This window comes from Streptomyces sp. NPDC045955 (genome assembly GCF_056430805.1).
Genome location: NZ_JBWKKY010000011.1, coordinates 254999 through 276355, shown reverse-complemented (window position 1 = coordinate 276355; position 21357 = coordinate 254999). Strand labels below are relative to the sequence as shown.

Below are 21357 nucleotides of genomic sequence, written 5' to 3'. Positions count from 1 at the left end.
TCAGGCCCCCTTGACGGTGAAGCCCTGCTTCTTGGCGTACGTCGTCAGCCGTGACTGCCACGTGCCGAGCGCGGCGACGGTGTCGGTCTTGTCGGCGAGGGACTTGCCGACGGTCTCGGTCCAGTCGGTCGCCGCCTGGTCCAGGAACGGCGGCCACTGGAAGGAGGGCGAGACGGTCTCGCCGATGCCGGCGAAGACCTGGTTGACCTTCTGGCCGCCGTAGAAATCGGGCGTCTCGCCGGTGAAGCTCGGGTCCGCGAGCAGGTCCTTGGTCGCCGGGAAGAAGAACTGCTCGGTGGCGAACATCTTGGCGCTCGCCGGGTCGCTGTTGAGGAACTGGGCGAACTGCGCCGCCGCGATCGGGTTCTTGGTGGCCCGGATGGCCGCGGTGGTGGAGCCGCCCCAGTTGCCCGAGGCCGGCTTGGACGCGTCCCACTGCGGCAGCGGCGCCGCCCGCCAGTCGCCCGCGGTGGACTTGGCCGAACCGGAGAGGAAGGCCGGGCCCCACGCCGCGGTGAGCCAGGTGGCGTACTTGCCCTTGTTGAAGCCGGCGTACCACCCGTCGGTGAAGTCCGGGTCGGTGCTGATGACGCCTTCCTTCGCGAGCCCGCCCCAGTACGTGCCGAGTTTCCTGGAGGCCGCGTCGTCGACGCTGATGGAGAGGGTGGTCTTGTCCGAGGTGGCGTACGGCTTGGCGCCCGCCTGCCACATCAGGCCGTGCCAGGCGGCGGGCTCGTTCGCCGCGAGGTTGGTCAGGAAGACGTCAGGGTCGGCCTTGTGGAGCTTGCGTGCGGCGGCCGCGAACTCATCCCAGGTCTTCGGCACTGGGATGCCGTGCTTGTCGAAGATGTCCTTGCGGTAGAGCATGCCCATCGGGCCGGTGTCCTGCGGGATCGCCCAGACCTGGCCATCGGGGCCGCTGACCTGTCCCCACGTCCAGTCGACGAACTTGTCCTTCAGCGCCGAGGCGCCGTACGGGCTCAGGTCCAGCAGGCTGTCGGTGATCGTGAAGGTGGGGATCGCCTGGTACTCGATCTGGGCCAGGTCCGGTGCGCCGGTGCCGGCCTTGAGGGCGGTGCGCAGCTTGGTGTAGTGGGCGACGCCCTGGCCGGCGTTGACGACCTTGACCTTGATGGCGGGGTACTTCTTCTCGAAGAGCGCGATCTCCTGCTGGATGTCCGGAGCCCAGGTCCAGAACGTCAGTTGGGTCGGCGTCTTCATCGCCTTGTCGATGTCGGCCTGGCTGACCGGCTTGGTGGTGGCGGAGCTGCTGGAGTCGCTGTCACCGCTGCACGCGGTGAGCGCGGCGCCGAGCGACACCGCTCCGGTCGCGGCGAGGAACCGCCGACGGCTCATGGAGGGCGTGGGAACGAAGGATCGGGGCATGGTGAACTCCCGCCGAAGGGCATAGGGACGGCACGCCTGTTGCTGGCGTGTTGCATGGGTGGGAAGGAGGAGGTGTATGAGCGCGGACGTCGTTACCGGGGCATCGGGGTCGCCATGTTCGGGTATGCGTCGTACGGGCTGTGATCGGCACCTCGTCAAGCGCCTTACAGCGGAAGCTCCACGGTGGTGGAGGGTCTTTGACCGACGGTGAGCGCAGGCGGGTTCACCGCCCCGGCCGTGAGCGGGTGCCGCTCGGGCCGGGGGAGCGTTGATCAGTCGGTGACGGGCGGTCCGTCCCCTGACGAGGGTGTGTGTGTGGAACCGCGCGGCCGGGAGGCCGTGTGCCGTCCGCGTGGCGGGGCCTTCCGGGCCGGCGGGGGTGCCGTGGAGGCGCGGACGACGAGTTCGACCGGTGGATCGCTCGCCGGAGCCGGCTCCGTGTCCGGTTTCTCGATGGCCTGCACAAGAAGCCGGAGCCCCTCGCGCGCCACGGCGTCGAACGGCTGGCGAACCGTCGTCAGCGGCGGAGCGACATAGGCGGAGACGGGGATGTCGTCGAAGCCGACGACACTCACGTCGTCCGGCACGCGCAGGCCGGCTTCCGTCAGAGCGCGGATCAGACCGATGGCCATGTCGTCATTGGCGGCGAACACCGCGGTGACGTCACCGGCGGAGGCGAGGTCGCAGCCCGCCGTGTAGCCGGAGGCGGCCGACCAGTCCCCTTCGATGACGAGCGGCTGTTCCCTGCCGTGTGCCGACAGCGCCGCCCGCCACCCCGCCAGGCGGTCCCGGGCGGCGAACCACCGCTGCGGACCAGAGAGGTGATGGACCGTCACATGGCCGAGACCCAGCAGGTGTTCGGTGGCCGCCCGGGCCAGCGACTCGGCGCCGACCCCCGTGGTCACCGCCCGTGGACCGCCGAACGACGCGGGCGCGCCGAGGACGAGGACGGGCACGTCGACGCTGAGGGGGACGGCTCCCTCATCGATCGGTTCGGATACGACGATGCCGTCCACGCCCTGTTCGAGCAGTGACTCCGCGGCGCCGGCGACGCCCCCGGGGTCGCCTTCCAGGGTGCTGACCACGCGCAGCGCGTAACCCGCATCCCGGACGGCCCGTTCGATGCCGATGAGCAGCGAGGCGGGCCCGTACAAGGCGGTCCCCAGCGCGATCACGCCGATGGAGCGGGTACGCCCCGAGGCCAGCGCCCGGGCCGCGCCGTTCAGCCGGTAGCCCAGTTCCTCGGCGGCTTCGAGCACACGCCGGCGCACGTCGGCGGATACGTACCGTTCACCGTTGAAGACCCGCGACACCGTCTTCTGCGAGACGCCGGCCAGCCGGGCCACGTCCACGCTGCGCGGCGCGGCGGGAATTCCGCCCCGCCCTCCCACTAGCGTCACTGGTGTCTCCCGGTGTCCGGCGGCTCAAACCCTGTCCAGTCACGGCCAGGTGTTCCATGGTCGGTCCTATGACTGCGCAGTCATGACTGCGCAGTCATATCTACGCAGCCGAACAGGACGTGTCAATACTTCGCGCAACATCTCGGCAACCCCGCTGCGATGCGGGGCTCCATTCCGACACCGCTGAGCTTGGAGTGTCCCGGTGCGGCGGGCGCGGGAACCGCTTCGCCGGCGGTTCCCGCGCCGGGTCATGGCACGGTTGGAGCTGTCAGTTGATGCGGACGATCTTCCAGAGCTGGTCGTCGAGGTCGGCGCTGCCCCACTGGACGACCGCTGCGCCGTTGGTGGTGGAGGACTGGGCGACGCCGGCGACGAGGGTGCTGCTCACGTTCCGGAGTTTGTAGTAGCCGCTGCCCGCGTCGGTGAGGGTCCACTTCTGGGAGTCGGCGCTGGAGGGGGTGTTCTGGACGAGGGCCGCGCCCGCGGCGCTGGAGGAGCCTTGGATGTCGAGGTTGAGGTTGCTGTTGGCGTTCTTGATGGTCCAGGCTCCGCTGCCCGCGGACTGGAAGGTGAAGAGCTGGCAGGCGCAGGCCGTGTTCTGCCACTGGTTGGCGGCGGTGCCGGCGGTGGTGGAGCCGTTCGGGATGTCGAGGTACTTGCCGCTGTTCTTGTTGACGAGCACGTACTGACCGGTGCCCAGGGGCGGCAGGGCGGTCTGGGTCAGGTTCCAGCGCTGGCAGGCGCAGCCGGTGCTGTCCCACTGCCCGGCGGTGGCGCCGACGGTGGTGGAAGCGTTCGGGATCTCCAGGTACTTGCCGGTCAGCCGGTTGACGAGGGAGAAGCCACCCGCGGGGTGCGGGGAAACCGCCCACTCGTGATCCGGGGTGCTGTTGTCGTCCCACTGCAGGATCTTGGCGCCATTGGCGGTGGACTGGTTCTCCACGCCCAGGACCTTGCCGCTGGCCACGTTGAAGATCTTGAAGTAGCCGGAGGACTGCTGCACGAACCGCCACTTCTGGTCGCCGGCGTTGTCGGCGTTCTGCTGGGTGGCGTAGGTGCCGTTGGTGGTGGAGCCGCCCGCGATGGTCAGCAGCTGGCTGCTGTTCGCGTTGGTGACCGTGTAGGTGGCACCGTCGGAGATGCCGCCGCCCAGGTCGATCGTGCTGTAGGTGACGGGGTTGGAGAGGTTGCTGCCTCCGCGTCCGGCGCTGAGGATCAGCAGGCTGTGCCCGTCGGGCAGGGACGTCATGCCGCGGCTGTAGCCGCCGGCCACGTTGGCGCTGATGCGCGTCCAGGTGTTCGCGGCGCCGTTCTGCGTGTTGATGAACAGGTCCTCGGCGCTGTTGGCGCTGACGGCGAGGGTGCCGTTGGGGCCGCCGGTGGGCAGCCAGGTCAGGTAGGGAGCGCTCTGGGGCACCACGCCGTCCGTCGTCCGCAACGGAATGCCGGTGACCGAGCCGAACGCCTCCGGGTCGGAAGAGATCTTGTAGTAGACGGAGAAGTTGCCCTCGGGAGCACCGCCGTACTCGTACGACAGGACGTACTTGCCGTTCGGCAGCTTCGCGACGGTCGGCATACCCGGGCGGTCACTGAAGGTGGGCGTCGCCACGTCGTCTACGACGGGGCCCCAGGTGCGGGCGTCCGTGGAGACCTGGTGCACGATCTTCTGGCCGTGGTCGGGGTCGCGCTGGTCGGAGTAGTAGACGATGAGCTTGCCGCCGGAGACCAGGAAGAACGGCTCCCAGACGGGGGTGTTCCCGTTCGTGTCGAAGGCGGCGCCGCCGGTGGCGATGTTGGTGACGAAGCTCCAGGTCTGCCCGCGGTCGGTGCTGGCGTACAGGTCGATCTTGGTGGCCGACCGGTCGGAGGGCACCGAGTCACCCGCGGCCAGGATGGTCCCGGCCGGGAAGTTCCCTATGGCCGTGGGCAGTTCGAACAACTCGGGCTGCCAGCGCATGCCCCAGCCGTTCTGTGTGTCGGCGACGTCGGAGAGCTCGCTCCAGGAGCCGCCGTTGTCGGTGCTGCGGTAGATCGGGAAGACGGGCGTGCCGGAGGTGTACTGCTCGAACGTGGCGAGCAGGGTGCCGTTGGCCGATCCGTTGTGCTGGAGGCGCAGCGCCCGCGGATACAGCGAACCGGGCGACGGCGCGCCCGCAGGCGGGGTGTACATCGTCTGCGAGGGACGGGACAGGGCCTGCGCCCGGCCCGCGGTGGGCAGTGTCATCGTCGCCGCGGCGACGATCAGCGCCAGGAACAGGAGCAGGAGAGTGGCGGGGCGGGTACGCCGAGCGGCGCCCGGTCTGACACCCAACAGTGCAGGGGACATGTGCGGCTCTCAGGACGGGGGAGGGACGGGGAAGGGGCGGGGTGTTTCGGTGCCCGCCGCCCCGGGACGGATCCGGGTGGGTGGGAAGCGGCGAGACCGGAGTCCGCGTCCACCGCGTAGGAGGACTTCTGCGGTGTGGCACGGCGGGGTGGATCGGACCGGCCGGCCTCTCGGTGAGACACCCGGCGAACGGCGAAGCGGTGCCCGGGCGTGCGGGTGTGCTCCCCGCCGGGCTGCCGGGTGCTTTCAGGTGCTGCGCCGGACCGTCATGTCCTGGTGGGACGGCGGAGGCGCGGTCGAGCCGCGGACGACGAGTTCGACCGGTGGGTCGCCCGCCTGCGGCAGGTCGGTGCCGGGCCTCTCGATCGCGTGCACGAGAAGGCGGATTCCTTCCCGGGCCGCGGCCTCGAAGGGCTGGCGCACGGTGGTCAGGGGAGGAGAGACGTAGGCGAAGACAGGATTGCCGTCGAAGCCGACGACACTGATGTCCTCCGGCACGCGCCGCCCGGCCTCCCGCAGCGCGTGGATCAGGCCGATGGCCATCTCGTCGCCCGCCGCGAAGACGGCGGTCACGGAACGGTCCGAGGCCAGTGCCTGGCCCACGGCATGGCCGGAGGCCGCCGACCAGTCACCGTTCAGCAGCGGAGGCTCGTGCGCGCCCCGCGCCGCGAGCGCCGCCCGCCATCCCTCGATGCGGTCCTTGGTGGCGTACCACCGCCGCGGGCCGGCGAGATGATGGACGGTCGCGTGCCCCAGATCCAGCAGGTGTTCGGTGGCAGCCCGAGCCAGTGCGTGGGCGCCCACGCCCACGGTCACCGTGCGGGTGGCGGTGAAGGCCGGCGGTGCCCCGAGGAAGAGGACGGGGACGTCGACGCGGACGCCGACGTCCCCCTCGACGACGGGTTCCGAGACGACAACGCCGTCCACCCCCTGCTCGAGCAGCGACTCCACGGCGCCGGCGATACCCACCGGGTCGCCGTCCGGCGTGTTGACCACGCGGAGCGCGTAACCCGCGTCGCGCACGGCCCGCTCGATGTGCACGAGCAGTGAAGCGGTTCCGTACCCGGCGGTGCCCAGGGCGACCACGCCGATGGAGCCGGTACGCCCGGAGGCCAGTGTCCTGGCCGCCTGGTTGAGCCGGTAGCCGAGTTCCTCAGCGGCTGCGAGGACCCTTGTGCGGGCCTCCTCCGAGACGTACGGCTCGTTGTTGAGGACCCGGGAGACCGTCTTGCGCGACACCCCGGCCAGCCGGGCCACGTCCGCGCTGCGCGGCACAGAGGAGCCTTCGCCCCGCCCCACCACTGGTGTCATGAAGTCTCCCGAGGACCGGTACGTCTGTATCTAATGAGGTCAACTGTATGCCACGCGGTCTGACCGCGTGGTCATGTCTACGTAGCCCGGGGCTGTACGTCAAGGGCTCCCGCAGCACCGATTCCGGCGGACGGCAACGGATCCGGCAGGGGGGCGGCCGTTCGGTCAGGGCGTCGTACCGCCGCGAGGGGGTCGCGCCGACGTCTGCATAGTTGCTGGTCAACCGCCATACGATCGCACTCGGATCCGCTCGCGGAAAGGGACCGCCGCTCCCGTCCGGCCGCAAGGCACCTGGCTTCGCGGCGTGCGTGGCCGATCCTGCGTCACCGCCGAAGGGGTCTTGACAGCGACTCCCTGGAGCGTTCAGTCTTCCTCGCAGTCGCCGGTCGTATTTGTTCGATCGTGTTGAGTTTGGTCGCGCGCCGACCGCTTCCCCGCCATACCCCTCGGGTCGACGTGCTCGCCTGTGCACGGCCACCCTGTCAGGAGCCGAAATGTACTCTTCCTCCCTCGGTCGGCCCATGCCTGCTCCGAGCCGCCGCACCGTCCTGCGCGGAATCGGCGGTGCAGCCGCCCTCGGCGCCGGCATACCCCTGCTCAGCGCCTGCGGCGGAAGCGGTACGGCTGCCGACCCCAAGACGGTCAGTCTCGGTTCGAACGCGTCGGACGCGGTGCCGAAGAAGGCGTTCGCCGAGATCTACGCGGCGTTCGCGAAGCAGTCCGGGATCACGGTCGACGTGAACACCAAGGACCACAATACGTTCCAGGAGCAGATCAACTCCTACCTCCAGGGCACCCCGGACGACGTGTTCAACTGGTTCGCGGGCTACCGCATGCAGTTCTTCGCCGCCAAGAAGCTCGCCACCCCCATCGACGACGTGTGGCAGAGGATCGGGGGCAACTTCCCCGACGCGATGAAGGCGCTCAGCAAGGGCGCGGACGGCAAGTACTACTTCGTGCCGATCTCCACGTCTCTCTGGGGGGTCTTCTACCGCAAGAGCGTCTTCAAGAAGTACGGCTACGAGGTCCCCACCACGTGGGACCAACTCCTCGCCCTGTGCAAGCAGATGAAGAAGGACGGCCTGGTCCCGTTCGCCTTCGGCGACAAGGACGCCTGGCCCGCGCTCGGCACCTTCGACCAGATCAACTTCCGTACCAACGGCTACGACTTCCACGTCGAGCTGATGGCCGGCAAGGCGTCCTGGACGGATGCCAAGGCCCGCACCGCCTTCGACCACTGGGCCGAGATCCTGCCCTACCACCAGGAGGGTGCTGTCGGCCGCACGTGGCAGGACGCGGCCCAGGCGCTGATTGCGAAGAAGGCGGGCATGTATCTGTTCGGCAGCTTCGTGGCGCAGCAGTTCACGAACAAGGCCGACCTGGACGACCTCGACTTCTTCCCCTTCCCGGAGATCAACTCCGCGTACGGTCAGGACACCGTCGAGGCCCCCACCGACGGCTTCATGCTCTCCAAGGCCCCGAAGAACAAGGCCGGCGCGCTCAAGCTCCTGGAGTTCCTGGGCACGCCGGAGGCCGAGCAGATCTACCTGAAGTCCGACCCGAGCCTGGTCGCCGCCTCCAACAAGGCCGACACCTCGTCCTACACCGAACTGCAGAAGAAGGCGTACGCGACGATCTCCGGCGCCAAGCACCTCACACAGTTCATGGACCGCGACAGCCGGCCCGACTTCACCTCCACCGTGATGCAGCCCGCGCTGCAGAAGTTCGTCCGCGACCCCAAGGGCGTCGACAGCCTGCTGACGTCGATCGAGCGCCAGAAGAAGACGATCTTCGCCTCCGCATGAGCGCTCCGACGAACGCCGGTATCGGGACCGGTAGCACCAGCACCCCGGGGGCGGCAGCCGTCCCGCCCCCGGGCTCCCCGAACGACATGACGCCCCATCAGAGGAAGGGGGTTCGGGTGCCCTTGGGCCACCGACGACTGCTCACCCGGCGGGACCGCGTCACGCTCGGCCTGATGGCGGGCGTGCCGACGATCCTGCACGTGGCCCTGGTGTGGCTGACGGCCCTCGCGTCGGTCGCACTGGCCTTCACCACCTGGGACGGCATCGGCTTCGACTCCATCAAGTGGGTCGGGCTGCAGAACTTCTCGGAACTGCTCACCAGCAACCCGCAGTTCTGGCCCGCCGTCGAGCACAACGTCATCTGGTTCGTCGTGCTGATCCTCATCCCGACGCCCATGGGCCTGTTCCTGGCTCTGCAGCTGGACAAGAAGATCCGCTTCAGCCGGGTCTACCAGACCGCGTTCTTCCTGCCGGTCGTCGTGTCGATGGCCGTCATCGGCTTCGTCTGGCAGCTGGTCTACAACCCCGACACGGGCCTGCTCAACAGCCTGATCGGCGCCAACGAGCCCGGCCACTACATCGACTGGATCGGCGACCCCGACCTCAACCTCTGGGCGATCCTCGTCGCCGCGTCCTGGCGCCACACCGGCTACATGATGATCCTCTACCTGGCCGGCCTCAAGGGCGTCGACCCGTCCCTGCGGGAGGCCACCGCGCTGGACGGCGCCAACGAGTGGCAGACCTTCAGGAACGTCATCTTCCCCACCCTGCGCCCCACCAACACCGTCGTCCTGGTCGTCACCATCATCGAGGCGCTGCGCGCCTTCGACCTGGTCTTCGTCTTCAACAAGGGCGCCCAGGGCACCGAACTGCTCTCGATCCTCGTCACCAACAACATCATCGGCGAGTCCAGCCGGATCGGATACGGCTCCGCCATCGCCGTCGTCCTCCTGGTGATCTCGCTTGCCGTGATCATCCCGTACCTGATCGCGACCTTCCGGAAGGAGCGGCGCGCATGAGCACCGTGAGCGCGCTCGGAAAGCAGCGCACCCCGCTCCGACCCGCCCGGATCCTGCTGCACACCTTCCTGGTCGGCACCGCCCTGGCATGGCTCGCCCCACTGCTGTGGGCGCTGTTCGCGGCCCTGCGCCCGTACGCCGAGACCAGCGAGAAGGGCTATGTCTCCTGGCCCGACAAGTTGAGCCCGGACAACTTCACCGACGCGTTCGAGCAGTCGGACATGATGCACTACTTCGGGAACACGCTGCTGATCGCGGTCCCGGCGGTGCTGCTGACCCTGTTCCTGTCGTCGTGCGTGGCGTTCTACGTCAGCCGCTTCGACTTCCGGGTCAACCTGTTCCTGCTGCTGGTGTTCACGGCGGGCAACCTGCTGCCGCAGCAGGTCATCATCACCCCGCTGTACCGCCTGTACCTGCTCATCGACCTGCCCGGCATCACGATGAGCGGCAAGCTGTACGACTCCGCGCTGGGCCTGGTCCTGATCCACGTGGCGTTCCAGTCCGGGTTCTGCGCCTTCGTCCTGGCCAACTACATGCGCTCACTGCCGCACGAGCTGACCGAGGCCGCGCTCGTCGACGGGGCCTCCGTGTGGCGGCTGTACTGGCAGATCGTGCTGCCCCTGTGCAAGCCCGCGATGGCCGCCCTCGCCACCTTGCTGTCCATCTGGATCTACAACGACTTCTTCTGGGCCATCGTCCTGATCTCCACCGGCGAGAACATGCCCGTCACCTCGGCGCTGAACAACCTCTCCGGCCAGTACTTCACCGACCCCAACCTGGTGGCCGCCGGTGCCCTGCTCACCGCGATCCCCACGCTGATCGTGTACTTCGTGCTCCAGCGGCAGTTCGTCAGCGGCCTCACCCTCGGCGCCAACAAGGGCTGAACCACCCACTCGTTCCCCACACTTCCCCGGAGCACCACCTGTGAGCACCGAACGCCGTCTTCGCCTGCCCGGCATCGCCTACGGCGCCGACTACAACCCCGAACAGTGGCCCGAGGAGGTGTGGGCCGAGGACATGGCGCTGATGCGCGAGGCCGGGGTGACCATGGTCAGCGTCGGTATCTTCTCCTGGGCCCTGCTGGAGCCGTCCGAGGGCGTCTACGACTTCTCCCGCATGGACAAGATCCTGGATCTGCTCCACGACAACGGCATCGCCGCCGACCTCGCCACCCCGACGGCCGCCCCGCCCGCCTGGTTCTTCCGTGCCCACCCTGAGGCACTGCCGGTCGACCGCGACGGACGCACGCTGTCGTACGGCAGCCGCCAGACGTTCTGCCCGTCCAGCCCCGCCTACCGCACCGCGGCGCTTCGCATCGCGGGCGCCCTGGCCGAGCGGTACGCCGACCATCCGGCCGTCGCCATGTGGCACGTGCACAACGAGTACGGCTGCCACAACGCCGCCTGCTACTGCGACGCCAGCGCGGCCGGCTTCCGGGACTGGCTGAGGGCGAAGTACGGCAATGACCTGGACGCGTTCAACCACGCCTGGGGCACCGCCTTCTGGAGCCAGTGGTACTACGACTGGGACGAGATCATCCCGCCCCGCGCCACCGGCGCCGACCCCAATCCCACCCACCAGCTGGACTGGCGCCGCTTCTGCTCGGACGAACTGCTGTCACTGTTCACCGCCGAGCGCGACGTACTCCGCCGCGCCGCCCCGGGCATCCCCGCCACCACCAACTTCATGGTGATGCACAACTTCGACGCCATGGACTACTGGCGCTGGGCCCCCGAGCTGGACATCGTCTCCAACGACCATTACCTGCTTTCCACCGACCCGGAGCCGGAGATCGACGTCGCGCTCTGCGGCGACCTGATGCGCTCCCTGGCCGGCGGACCCTGGCTGCTGATGGAACACTCCACGGGAGCCATCAACTGGCAGCCCGTCAACCGCGCGAAGGGGCCCGGCGAAATGCGCCGCAACGCGCTCGCCCATGTCGCGCACGGCGCCGACGGCATCGCCTACTTCCAGTGGCGGGCCGCGAAGGCGGGCGCCGAACAGTGGCACTCGGCGATGCTGCCGCACGCGGGCACCGACAGCCGCATCTGGCAGGACGTCGTGCAGCTCGGAGCCGACCTGCGCGCCCTCGCCGAAGTCCGCGGCAGCACCAGCCCCGCCCAGGTCGCCATCGTCTGGGACTGGAACGCCCGCTGGGCCATGGAACAGCCCAGCCAGCCCAGCAGCGAACTCCGCTTCCAGGACCTGGTGAGGGACTGGTACGCACCGCTGTGGAGGGCCGGCGTGGCGGTCGACTTCGTACGTCCCGGCTCCCCGGACCTCGACCGCTACCAGCTCGTCCTCGCCCCCAGCCTGTATCTGGTCGACGACGCGGGAGCGGCCAACCTGGCGGCGTTCACCGAGCGCGGCGGCACCCTGGCCGTGGGCTTCCACAGCGGCGCGGTGGACGAGAACTGCCACATACGCCTGGGCGGTTACCCGGGCGCCTTCCGGGAGATTCTCGGGGTGCACGGCGACGAGCCGTTCCCCCTGCTGCCCGGCCAGTCGGTCGGCCTGGCCGGGCAGGTCCCGCAGGACGCGATCGCCGACCTGTGGACCGAACGCCTCCGGCTCACCGGGGCGGAGGCCATCGCCACCTACGCCGACGGACCTTCCCCAGCCTTCGGCCGGGGGGACCCCCATCTCGCTGCGCTCGCGGGCGTCCCGGCCATCACCCGCCACACGTATGGCAGCGGCACCGCCTGGTACATCGCCACCCACCCGGACCCCACCACTCTGGCCGCCGTCCTGGAGCGCATCCGCCAGGACGCGGGCGTACAGCCGGAGCGCGAGGTTCCGGCCGGCGTCGAGGTGGTGAGGCGGCGCGGCACGGACGCCGACTACCTCTTCCTGATCGACCACACCGGCAGCGGCGCCGAGATCCCGGCCGACGGGGTCGAACTCCTCACCGGGAAACGGGTCGTGGGCTCGGTCACCGTCCCCGCGGGAGGTGTCGCGGTCGTCCGTGAGCCGATGGCCGAACCGTGGTGACCGTGGCGCGGTGGCTCGGGCACTCCTCGCCGGCGATCACCCTCGGTTTACTATGCTCACTTCATGCCGGAGGCCGGCGGCAAGGGGCGGACGGCCGTTGACCGACTGCTGGAGAGGCAGGGAGATGTGGATGCCGGTCGAAACTCCCCGGATTCTCTCCAGGGCTGGTGACGGGCCATTCCCGCTGCTGGGCGCCTCCGAGGTCGACCGTGGATTGCAAGGTCAATGAAGTGGATGGCCTGAGGGAATGCTGAGAGAGGTCACGGCGACCCGTTACGTCGCACCCCTGACGTCCGGCGGCTCCGTCCCCGGAATCGTCGAGGCCGACGACCTCGGCACCTACGTCGTGAAGTTCACCGGATCCGCGCAGGGCCGCAAGGCGCTGGTCGCCGAGGTGATCGTGGGGGAGCTGGCCCGTGCCCTCGGGCTGCGCTTCCCCGAACTGGTGCTGGTGCACTTCGACCCGGTGATCGCCCGGGACGAGCCGCATCAGGAGGTGCGGGGCCTGCACGCGGCCAGCGCGGGCGTGAACCTCGGCATGGACCACCTGCCGGGCGCCCGGGACTTCACGCCGGAGATCGCGCGGGTCTTCCCCGTGGATCCCCTGGAGGCGGGGAGGATCGTCTGGCTCGACGCCCTGACCGTGAACGTGGACCGCACGGTGCACAGCTCCAACCTGATGGTCTGGCCCACCCTGGGCGTCGCGCCCCCGCGCCTGTGGCTGATCGACCACGGTGCCGCGCTCGTCTTCCACCACCGCTGGGACGGCACCGACCCCGCCAAGGCCTACGACTTCCGGCACCACGCCCTCGGCCACTACGGGCCGGATGTGCGGGCCGCCGACGCCGAGCTCGCTCCCCGGGTGACCGAGGAGCTGCTGCGCGGGATCCTCGCGGAGGTCCCGGACGCCTGGCTCGCGGACGAGCCGGGCTTCGCCGGCCCGCAGGAGGCACGCGAGGCGTACGTGGCGTACCTCCACGCGCGCGTGCGGGCCTCCGGGGCCTGGCTGCCCACCGACTTCCCCGGCCGCGAGGAGCTCGCCGCCGAGGAGGCCCGCCGGGCGGCGCGCAGCCGGCAAGGACGCCCCGCGTGGCTCCGTCAGGTCCCCGACCTGCACGGCAAGCCCGCGGCCGAACAGGATTGGTCGGTGCACCTCGGATGAGTGGCCGTGTCGAGATCGAGTACTGCACCCAGTGCCGCTGGCTGCCCCGCGCCGCCTGGCTGGCGCAGGAGCTGCTGACGACTTTCGAGTCCGAGCTGACGGAGCTGGCGCTGAAACCCGGCACGGGCGGGGTGTTCGTCGTACGCGTCGGCGACGAGGTCGTCTGGGACCGCCGCGAGCAGGGCTTCCCCGAGCCGACGGCCGTGAAGCGGGCCGTACGCGACCGAGTGGCCCCGGGCAAACCCCTGGGCCACTCGGACAAGCCGTCCGCCGAACCGTCCGCGGACTGAGTGGTCAGCCCTTGAGCTGTTCGTACGCCGGCAGCGTCAGGAAGTCGGCGTAGTCCTCGTCGAGGGCGACCGTCAGCAGCAGGTCGTGCGCCTGCTGCCAGTTGCCCGCCGAGAAGGCCTCCTCGCCGATCTCGGCCTTGATGTTCGCCAGCTCCTCGGCGGCGACCGTGCGGGCCAGGTCGGCGGTGACCTGCTCGCCGTTGTCGAGGACGACGCCCGCGTTGATCCACTGCCAGATCTGGGAGCGGGAGATCTCGGCGGTGGCGGCGTCCTCCATCAGGTTGAAGATCGCGACCGCGCCGAGGCCGCGCAGCCAGGCCTCGATGTAGCGGATGCCGACCTGCACGGCGTTCACCAGACCCGCGTACGTCGGCTTGGCGTCCAGCGAGTCGATCGCGATCAGGTCGGCCGCCTTGACGTCGACGTCCTCGCGTAGCCGGTCCTTCTGGTTGGGCTTGTCGCCGAGGACCTTGTCGAAGGACTCCATGGCGATCGGCACCAGGTCGGGGTGGGCGACCCAGGAGCCGTCGAAACCGTCGTTCGCCTCGCGGTCCTTGTCGGCGCGGACCTTCTCGAAGGCGACCTTGTTGACCTCCGCGTCCCGGCGGGACGGGATGAACGCCGCCATGCCGCCGATCGCGTGGGCGCCGCGCTTGTGGCAGGTGCGGACGAGCAGTTCGGTGTACGCGCGCATGAACGGGGCCGTCATCGTCACCGCGTTGCGGTCCGGCAGGACGAACTTGGCGCCGCCGTCCCGGAAGTTCTTGACGATGGAGAACAGGTAGTCCCAGCGGCCCGCGTTCAGCCCGGAGGCGTGGTCGCGCAGCTCGTAGAGGATCTCCTCCATCTCGTACGCGGCCGTGATCGTCTCGATCAGTACGGTCGCGCGCACGGTGCCCTGCGGGATGCCGAGGTGGTCCTGCGCGAAGACGAAGATCTCGTTCCAGAGGCGGGCCTCCAGGTGCGACTCCGTCTTGGGCAGGTAGAAGTACGGGCCCTTGCCCAGGCCCAGCAGGCGCTTGGCGTTGTGGAAGAAGTACAGGCCGAAGTCGACGAGCGCGCCGGGCACGGGGGTGCCGTGCGCGTCGACGAGATGACGCTCGTTCAGGTGCCAGCCGCGCGGGCGCATGACGACGGTGGCGAGTTCCTCGTTCGCCTTCAGGGCGTACGACTTGCCCGACTTCGGGTCCGTGAAGTCGATGTTCCGCGTGTAGGCGTCGATCAGATTGAGCTGGCCGAGGACCACGTTCTCCCAGGTGGGCGCGGAGGCGTCCTCGAAGTCCGCGAGCCACACCTTCGCGCCCGAGTTAAGGGCGTTGATGGTCATCTTGCGGTCGGTCGGGCCGGTGATCTCCACCCGCCGGTCGTTCAGGGCGTCGGGGGACGGGGCGACCTTCCAGGAGTCGTCGGCGCGGATCGCGGCGGTCTCCGGGAGGAAGTCGAGGGTGGAGGTGCGGGCGATCTCGGCGCGGCGCTCGGCGCGGCGGGCGAGGAGTTCGTCACGCCGGGGCGTGAACCGCCGGTGCAGTTCGGCCACGAAGGCGAGCGCCGCTTCGGTGAGGACCTCCCCCTGCCGGGGCAGGGGTTCGGCGTCGACGATGGCCAGCGGGGACGGCGCTGGTGCGGACATGAACGGTCACTTCCTTCAGCGAGCTGTGAAGACGAGCCGGCGGTTCGGCACCGGGTGCCAGTCTTCCCGGATACGGCGTTCGGCGCCCGCGGGGGCCTCGGGCGCTTCTGAACAGTGGATACTAGTTTCCTCATGGTGGAAGTTCAATCGTCTGTTGATGTCGAGATTCTCCGGGTCGAGGAAAGGTGGCGCTCCGTGCCACCCCGCTCACTCGAGGTGGGTCAGATCGGCCTCGGTGTCGACGTCGAAGGGCCGGGCCACATCCCCGCACTCGACGAGCGTGATCCCCGGCTCGCGCTCCTTCAGATAGGCGCGTGCCCCCCGGTCCCCGGTCGCAGTCGCCGCGACACCGGCCCAGTGGGCGGCGCCGAACAACACCGGATGGCCGCGCACCCCGTCGTACGCGGCCGACACCAGCGACTTCTCGTCCTCGTACGCCGTGAGCACCCGGGCCACCGCCTCCGGGCCGATGCCGGGCTGGTCGACGAGCAAGACCAGGGCGGCCGTCGCGCCCGTGCCCGCGAGCGAGTCCAGCCCGGCCCGCAGGGACGTCCCCATGCCCTGTTCCCAGTCGGGGTTCGGGATCAGTACGCACCCCGGCAGTACGGCCCGTGCCCGGACCTCGTCCTCCCGTGCGCCCAGTACGACGTGGACCCGCTCGCAGCCGCCCTCGCGCAACACCCGCACCGCGTGCTCCACGAGAGGGCGTCCCCGGTGGGTGAGCAGTGCCTTGGGGCGCCCGCCGAGCCGCCGGCCGCCCCCGGCGGCCAGCAGTACCCCCGCAACCGCACCCGTCCTGTTCCTCGTCTCCCATGTCGTCATGAAACCTGCATACCGTACGACCTCGGGCCGAGAAGTCACGCAGCGAAACAAGTCGATGACGCAATGGACTGGCGCCTGGTGGCCCGCGTCGTTTACTGTCGCCCGCACCGACCGGCCGGGCGGCCGACCGGCGCCCGGTGTGGGGGACTTCGCGTCGGAAGGGCACGCGCACGAGGGAGTGCGAGGGGGAGGACTGTGTTGCGGAGCGTTGAGCAGAGGCGGCAGGAGTCTGTGACCGGCGGCGGCGACGACGCGCGCGTGACGGAGCTGCGCTCCGCCGTCGCCCGGCTGCGGCGCCGGCTCGCCGCGCATCCCGGCGAGTTCGCGGACCGGACCATCGCCGAGGAGGAACTGGCCGCCCTGGACGCGATGGCGGCCGACGGCACCCCGGAGATCCCGCGGCTGCGCCGTTCCCTCCTGCTGATCGCGGGTGCGATCGGCTCGGTGAGCGCGCTCTCCCCGGAGCTGACGGAGGTCCGCCACGCCGTCGACCTCTTCGGAGGGCCGGTGCGAGGGCAGGGCTAGGTCGTGTCCGCGAAGTCCCGTCGTCCGCCCGGAGGGCGGGCTCCGCGGCGTCTGGTGCGTGCTCTCGGTGCGCCGGGCGGAGTCCCTCGTACTGGATGTACTCGGGGCTTCGTCCGGTGCGGCGAGTGGGGCACCTCCCACGCCCTTGAGGCAGTGGGGGAGCGTGCCAGGCGTCGCGGGGCAGGCGGGACTTTGCGGACACGGGCTAGGGGGCGTCGGTCCTGAAGTGAGCCGCCTCGGTCGTCCGGTCCGGTAGTGGGCGGGTGTCCGACCGGGTGTCCGGACGGCGGCGTCGGAGCTACGCGGGACTCTGGGCGGCCAGGGCCTCGGACAGTTCGCCCGCGACCTGCTGGAGCACCGGCACGATCTTCTCCGTCGCCGCCTCCGTGACCCGGCCCGCCGGGCCGGAGATGGAGATGGCCGCGGCCGTGGGGGAGTCGGGCACCGATACCGCAAGGCAGCGGACGCCGATCTCCTGCTCGTTGTCGTCGATCGCGTAGCCCTGCCGGCGCACGTCCTCCAGTGCCGCGAGGAACCCGTCGGGCGTCGTGATGGTCTTCTCCGTCGCGGCGGGCATGCCCGTACGGTTCAGCAGGGCCCGCACCTCCTCCGGCGGGAAACCGGCGAGCAGGGCCTTGCCCACACCCGTGGAGTGCGGCAGCACGCGCCGGCCGACCTCCGTGAACATCCGCATCGAGTGCTTCGACGGCACCTGCGCCACGTAGACGATCTCGTCCCCGTCCAGCAACGCCATGTTCGCCGTCTCGCCGGTCTCCTCGACCAGCCGGGCGAGGTAGGGCCGTGCCCAGGTACCCAGCAGCCGGGAGGCGGACTCGCCGAGGCGGATCAGGCGCGGGCCGAGCGCGTACCGGCGGTTGGACTGCTGCCGTACGTACCCGCAGGCCACCAGCGTGCGCATCAGACGGTGGATCGTGGGCAGCGGCAGCCCGCTGCTCGCGGACAGCTCGCTCAGGCCGACCTCGCCGCCCGCGTCCGCCATCCGTTCGAGCAGGTCGAAGGCGCGCTCCAGGGACTGGACCCCGCCGTTGGCGGAGGACCGGGCGGAGCCGGTGGTGCTGGCGCTGGACGTCGGCACGGCGCGTTCCTTTCGGGACTGGCGGAAGAGCAGAAGCCTACCCGGCAGTCGGTTGACTCCCCGCTGGTACGTAGCTACGTTCTGCGTACTGGAATTGTAATTCCGCTTTGCGGAAACGTCCAGGGTGGCCGTACGGCGGGTGCGGTGGTCCAGTGTGCCCTTGACGGCGCGGGAGAGGGAGTGAAGACTCCTTCAACAGAAAGTTGAATTCCGTTACGCGGAAGCAAGCGAAAGCAAGTGGACGCAAGTGGAAGTGAGGGGTTCGGGTGTCCGACGCTGAACTGGTGCTTCGCTCGACGCGTGTCATCACGCCCGAGGGGACCCGCGCCGCCTCGGTCGCGGTCGCCGGCGGCACGATCACGGCCGTCCTCCCGTACGACGCGCCCGTACCGGAGACCGCCCGCCTGGAGGACCTGGGCGACCACGTCCTGCTGCCCGGGCTGGTCGACACCCACGTGCACGTCAACGACCCCGGCCGCACCGAGTGGGAGGGCTTCTGGACCGCCACCCGCGCCGCCGCGGCCGGCGGCATCACGACCCTCGTCGACATGCCCCTCAACTCCCTCCCGCCCACCACGACCGTCACGCACCTGCGGACCAAGCAGCAGGTCGCCGCCGACAAGGCGCACATCGACGTCGGCTTCTGGGGCGGCGCCCTGCCGGACAACGTCAAGGACCTGCGCCCGCTGCACGAGGCCGGCGTCTTCGGCTTCAAGGCGTTCCTGTCGCCGTCCGGCGTGGACGAGTTCCCGCACCTGGAGCGGGACCCGCTCGCCCGCGCCATGGCCGAGATCGCCGCCTTCGACGGCCTCCTCATCGTGCACGCCGAGGACCCCCACCGCCTCGCCTCCGCACCCCAGCGGCCCGGCCCCAGGTACGCCGACTTCCTCGCCTCCCGCCCCCGTGACGCCGAGGACACCGCCATCGCCCGGCTGATCCGCGAGGCGAAGGCCCTGCACGCGCGCGTGCACGTCCTGCACCTGTCCTCCAGCGACGCCCTGCCGATGATCGCCGAGGCGCGGGCGGAGGGCGTCCGCATCACCGTGGAGACCTGCCCCCACTACCTGACCCTCACCGCCGAGGAAGTCCCCGACGGCGCGAGCGAGTTCAAGTGCTGCCCGCCGATCCGCGAGGCCGCCAACCAGGACCTGCTCTGGCAGGCGCTGGCCGACGGCACCATCGACTGCGTCGTCACCGACCACTCCCCGTCCACGGCCGACCTGAAGACCGACGACTTCGCGACCGCCTGGGGCGGCATCTCCGGGCTCCAGCTGAGCCTGCCGGCGGTGTGGACCGAGGCCCGCAGGCGCGGGCACGGACTGGAGGACGTCGTCCGCTGGATGTCCGCGCGGACGACCGAACTCGTCGGGCTCGACGACCGCAAGGGCGCCATCGCGGTGGGCCGCGACGCCGACTTCGCCGTCCTCGCCCCCGACGAGACCTTCACCGTCGATCCGGCCTCCCTGCAGCACCGCAACCGCGTCACGGCCTACGCCGGCAAGACCCTGTACGGCGTCGTGAAGTCCACCTGGCTGCGCGGGCAGCGCATCGTCGCGGACGGCGAGTTCACCGAACCGAAGGGGCGGCTCCTCACCCGGACCAACTGAATCCACACCCGGACATCCGAAAGGAAGACCTGATCATCGTGACGGCGATTCCCAGCTTCACCGGCGACGCGAACCCCTACGGAGGCGGCGACCCGTACGCGGACTACCGCACCGCCGACTTCCCCTTCACCCGGTACGCCAACCTCGCCGACCGGCGTCTCGGCGCCGGTGTCATCGCCGCCAACGACGAGTTCTTCGCCCAGCGCGAGAACCTGCTGGTGCCCGAGCGCGCGGAGTTCGACCCGGAGCACTTCGGGCACAAGGGCAAGATCATGGACGGCTGGGAGACGCGGCGCCGCCGGGGCGCGTCGGGGGAGCACCCGTGGCCGGCCGCCGAGGACCACGACTGGGCGCTGGTCCGCCTGGGCGCCCCGGGCGTGGTGCGCGGGATCGTCGTCGACACCGCGCACTTCCGCGGCAACTACCCGCAGGCCGTGTCCGTCGAGGGCACGTGCGTGCCGGGCTCCCCGTCGCCGGAGGAGCTCCTCGGGGACGACGTGAAGTGGACGACCCTGGTCCCGCGCACCCCGGTCGGCGGTCACGCGGCGAACGGTTTCCCCGTCGCCGTCGAGCAGCGCTTCACCCATCTGCGGGTCAACCAGCACCCCGACGGCGGCATCGCACGCCTGCGTGTCCACGGCGAGGTCGTCCCGGACCCCGCGTGGCTCGAGGTACTGGGCACCTTCGACGTCGTCGCCCTGGAGAACGGCGGCCAGGTGGAGGACGCCTCCGACCTCTTCTACTCACCCGCCACCAACACCATCCAGCCGGGCCGCTCCCGCAAGATGGACGACGGCTGGGAGACCCGGCGGCGCCGCGACCAGGGCCACGACTGGATCCGCTACCGGCTGGCCGCCCAGTCCGAGATCCGCGCCCTGGAGATCGACACCGCGTATCTCAAGGGCAACAGCGCCGGCTGGGCCGCGGTGTCCGTGCGCGACGGCGAGGACGGCGAGTGGCGGGAGATCCTGCCCCGCACGCGCCTCCAGCCCGACACCAACCACCGCTTCGTCCTCCCGGCCCCGGCCGTCGGCACGCACGCGCGCGTGGACATCTTCCCGGACGGCGGCATCTCCCGACTGCGGCTGTTCGGCTCCCTGACGGACGACGGCACGAGGCACCTCGCGGCACGACACCAAGAGCTGGGGGGCTGAGCGCGCCCCCGCGCCGGGGGGCGCTGGTCTGATGGCGCCGGTGGTTTCGTGCCGGGGGGGGGCACGCCGGATCGGCGCCGCCGGTGGTTTCGCACCCGGGGGCGCGCCGGACCGGCGGCAGTGGTGGTCCTGCCCCAGGGGCCGGTCTGGCTGTGCCGGTGGCTTTGCGCTGGGGGCGTGCCGGCCTGGGGGCGCCGGTGGCTTGGTGCCGGGGGCGCGCCGCACCGACGGGGTGCCGGTGGCCCTTCCCGATGGGGCGCCGGCCTGACAGCGCCGGTGGTTTCGCACCCGGGGGCGCGCCGGACCGATGGCAGTGGTGGTCCTGCCCCATGGGCGGCCTGGCTGTGCTGGTGGCTTTGCACTGGGGGCGCGCGCGACCGGTGGCACTGGTGGTCCTGCCCCAGGGGCCGGTCTGGCCGTGCCGGTGGCTTTGCACTGGGGGCGTGCCGGCCTGGGGGCGCCGGTGGCTTGGCGCCGGGGGCGCGCCGCACCGCCGGTGCCGGTGGCCCTGCCCCAAGGGGGCTGGCCTGGCTGCGCCGGGTGATTTTTGCGGGGCAGGCCTGAGGGCGCCGGTGGCTTGGCGCCGGGGGCGCGCCGCTGCGACGGCGCCGGTGCCGACCCGATGGGGCGCCGACCTGACAGTGCCGGTGGCCCCCCGGGGGGCCACCGGTCCGACGGCACCGGTGGCCCGTCCCAGGGGACGCACCGGCCCGTCCGCACCCGTGGCCCCGCCCGAGGAGACGCACCGGCCCGTCCGCACCCGTGGCCCCGCCCGAGGAGACGCACCGGCCCGTCCGCACCCGTGGCCCCGTCCCAGGGGGACGCACCGGTGC

The 21357-nt window shown here is 70.5% G+C and carries 16 protein-coding genes; 9 read left to right on the top strand and 7 right to left on the bottom strand.

All coding sequences use genetic code 11. The annotated features are described in order from the left end of the window. From AC07F0_RS24215 to AC07F0_RS24200, 4 genes are all read right to left on the bottom strand, one after another. Positions 1–1386 (bottom strand): ABC transporter substrate-binding protein, encoded by a 1386-nt coding sequence (locus AC07F0_RS24215; protein ID WP_478981776.1) that lies wholly within the window; start codon positions 1384–1386, stop codon positions 1–3. 272 nt (positions 1387–1658) lie between these two features. Next, complete coding sequence (locus tag AC07F0_RS24210; RefSeq protein WP_478981870.1) at positions 1659–2738, bottom strand: LacI family DNA-binding transcriptional regulator; 1080 nt, start codon at positions 2736–2738, stop codon at positions 1659–1661. Between the two features lie 316 nt (positions 2739–3054). Beyond that, entirely contained in the window at positions 3055–5112 is a 2058-nt protein-coding gene (locus AC07F0_RS24205) for an RICIN domain-containing protein (RefSeq protein ID WP_478981774.1), read from the bottom strand. A gap of 246 nt (positions 5113–5358) precedes the next feature. Next, entirely contained in the window at positions 5359–6423 is a 1065-nt protein-coding gene (locus AC07F0_RS24200) for a LacI family DNA-binding transcriptional regulator (protein ID WP_478981772.1), read from the bottom strand. Positions 6424–6944: 521 nt separating this feature from the next. Here AC07F0_RS24200 and AC07F0_RS24195 point away from each other — a divergent pair. The 6 genes from AC07F0_RS24195 to AC07F0_RS24170 all read left to right on the top strand — a co-directional run bounded on the left by AC07F0_RS24195 (position 6945) and on the right by AC07F0_RS24170 (position 13690). After that, positions 6945–8228 carry an ABC transporter substrate-binding protein gene (locus AC07F0_RS24195; protein ID WP_478981770.1) on the top strand — a complete coding sequence of 428 codons (1284 nt, stop codon included), beginning with the start codon at positions 6945–6947 and terminating at the stop codon, positions 8226–8228. After that, the gene (locus tag AC07F0_RS24190; RefSeq protein WP_478981768.1) at positions 8225–9247 is read left to right on the top strand and encodes a carbohydrate ABC transporter permease; all 1023 of its coding nucleotides are present in this window, start codon (positions 8225–8227) and stop codon (positions 9245–9247) included. Before AC07F0_RS24195 ends, AC07F0_RS24190 begins: the two co-directional genes overlap by 4 nt. Then, positions 9244–10131: a carbohydrate ABC transporter permease gene (locus AC07F0_RS24185; RefSeq protein WP_478981766.1), complete on the top strand. Its 888-nt coding sequence runs from the start codon at positions 9244–9246 to the stop codon at positions 10129–10131. The genes AC07F0_RS24190 and AC07F0_RS24185 overlap by 4 nt, the downstream gene beginning before the upstream one ends. Positions 10132–10171: 40 nt before the next feature. Further along, the gene (locus AC07F0_RS24180) at positions 10172–12238 is read left to right on the top strand and encodes a beta-galactosidase (protein WP_478981764.1); all 2067 of its coding nucleotides are present in this window, start codon (positions 10172–10174) and stop codon (positions 12236–12238) included. Positions 12239–12485: 247 nt separating this feature from the next. Next, positions 12486–13400, top strand: coding sequence for a HipA family kinase (locus AC07F0_RS24175; protein WP_436726350.1), 915 nt, complete (start codon positions 12486–12488; stop codon positions 13398–13400). After that, complete coding sequence (locus AC07F0_RS24170) at positions 13397–13690, top strand: Rdx family protein (protein ID WP_020271934.1); 294 nt, start codon at positions 13397–13399, stop codon at positions 13688–13690. Before AC07F0_RS24175 ends, AC07F0_RS24170 begins: the two co-directional genes overlap by 4 nt. 4 nt (positions 13691–13694) lie before the next feature. On the opposite strand, the gene aceB is transcribed toward AC07F0_RS24170, so the two are convergent. Continuing rightward, entirely contained in the window at positions 13695–15320 is a 1626-nt protein-coding gene (gene aceB, locus AC07F0_RS24165) for a malate synthase A (protein ID WP_478981763.1), read from the bottom strand. Positions 15321–15527: 207 nt separating this feature from the next. Continuing rightward, complete coding sequence (locus AC07F0_RS24160) at positions 15528–16142, bottom strand: nucleotidyltransferase family protein (RefSeq protein ID WP_478981761.1); 615 nt, start codon at positions 16140–16142, stop codon at positions 15528–15530. 231 nt (positions 16143–16373) lie between these two features. On the opposite strand from AC07F0_RS24160, the gene AC07F0_RS24155 reads away from it, so the two are divergent. Next, on the top strand, positions 16374–16667 hold the full coding sequence (locus AC07F0_RS24155; protein ID WP_478981759.1) for a DUF5955 family protein: 294 nt from the start codon (positions 16374–16376) through the stop codon (positions 16665–16667). A gap of 298 nt (positions 16668–16965) precedes the next feature. Here the strand turns inward: AC07F0_RS24155 and AC07F0_RS24150 are convergent, their stop codons facing one another. Next, a complete protein-coding gene (locus AC07F0_RS24150; protein WP_436726355.1) occupies positions 16966–17763 on the bottom strand; it encodes an IclR family transcriptional regulator in 798 nt (265 codons plus the stop codon). 266 nt (positions 17764–18029) lie between these two features. Here AC07F0_RS24150 and allB point away from each other — a divergent pair, with 266 nt between their 5' ends. Both allB and alc read left to right on the top strand, forming a co-directional pair. Further along, entirely contained in the window at positions 18030–19370 is a 1341-nt protein-coding gene (gene allB, locus AC07F0_RS24145) for an allantoinase AllB (RefSeq protein WP_478981757.1), read from the top strand. Between the two features lie 38 nt (positions 19371–19408). Next, a complete protein-coding gene (gene alc, locus AC07F0_RS24140) occupies positions 19409–20524 on the top strand; it encodes an allantoicase (RefSeq protein WP_478981755.1) in 1116 nt (371 codons plus the stop codon). Positions 20525–21357 lie beyond the last annotated feature (833 nt).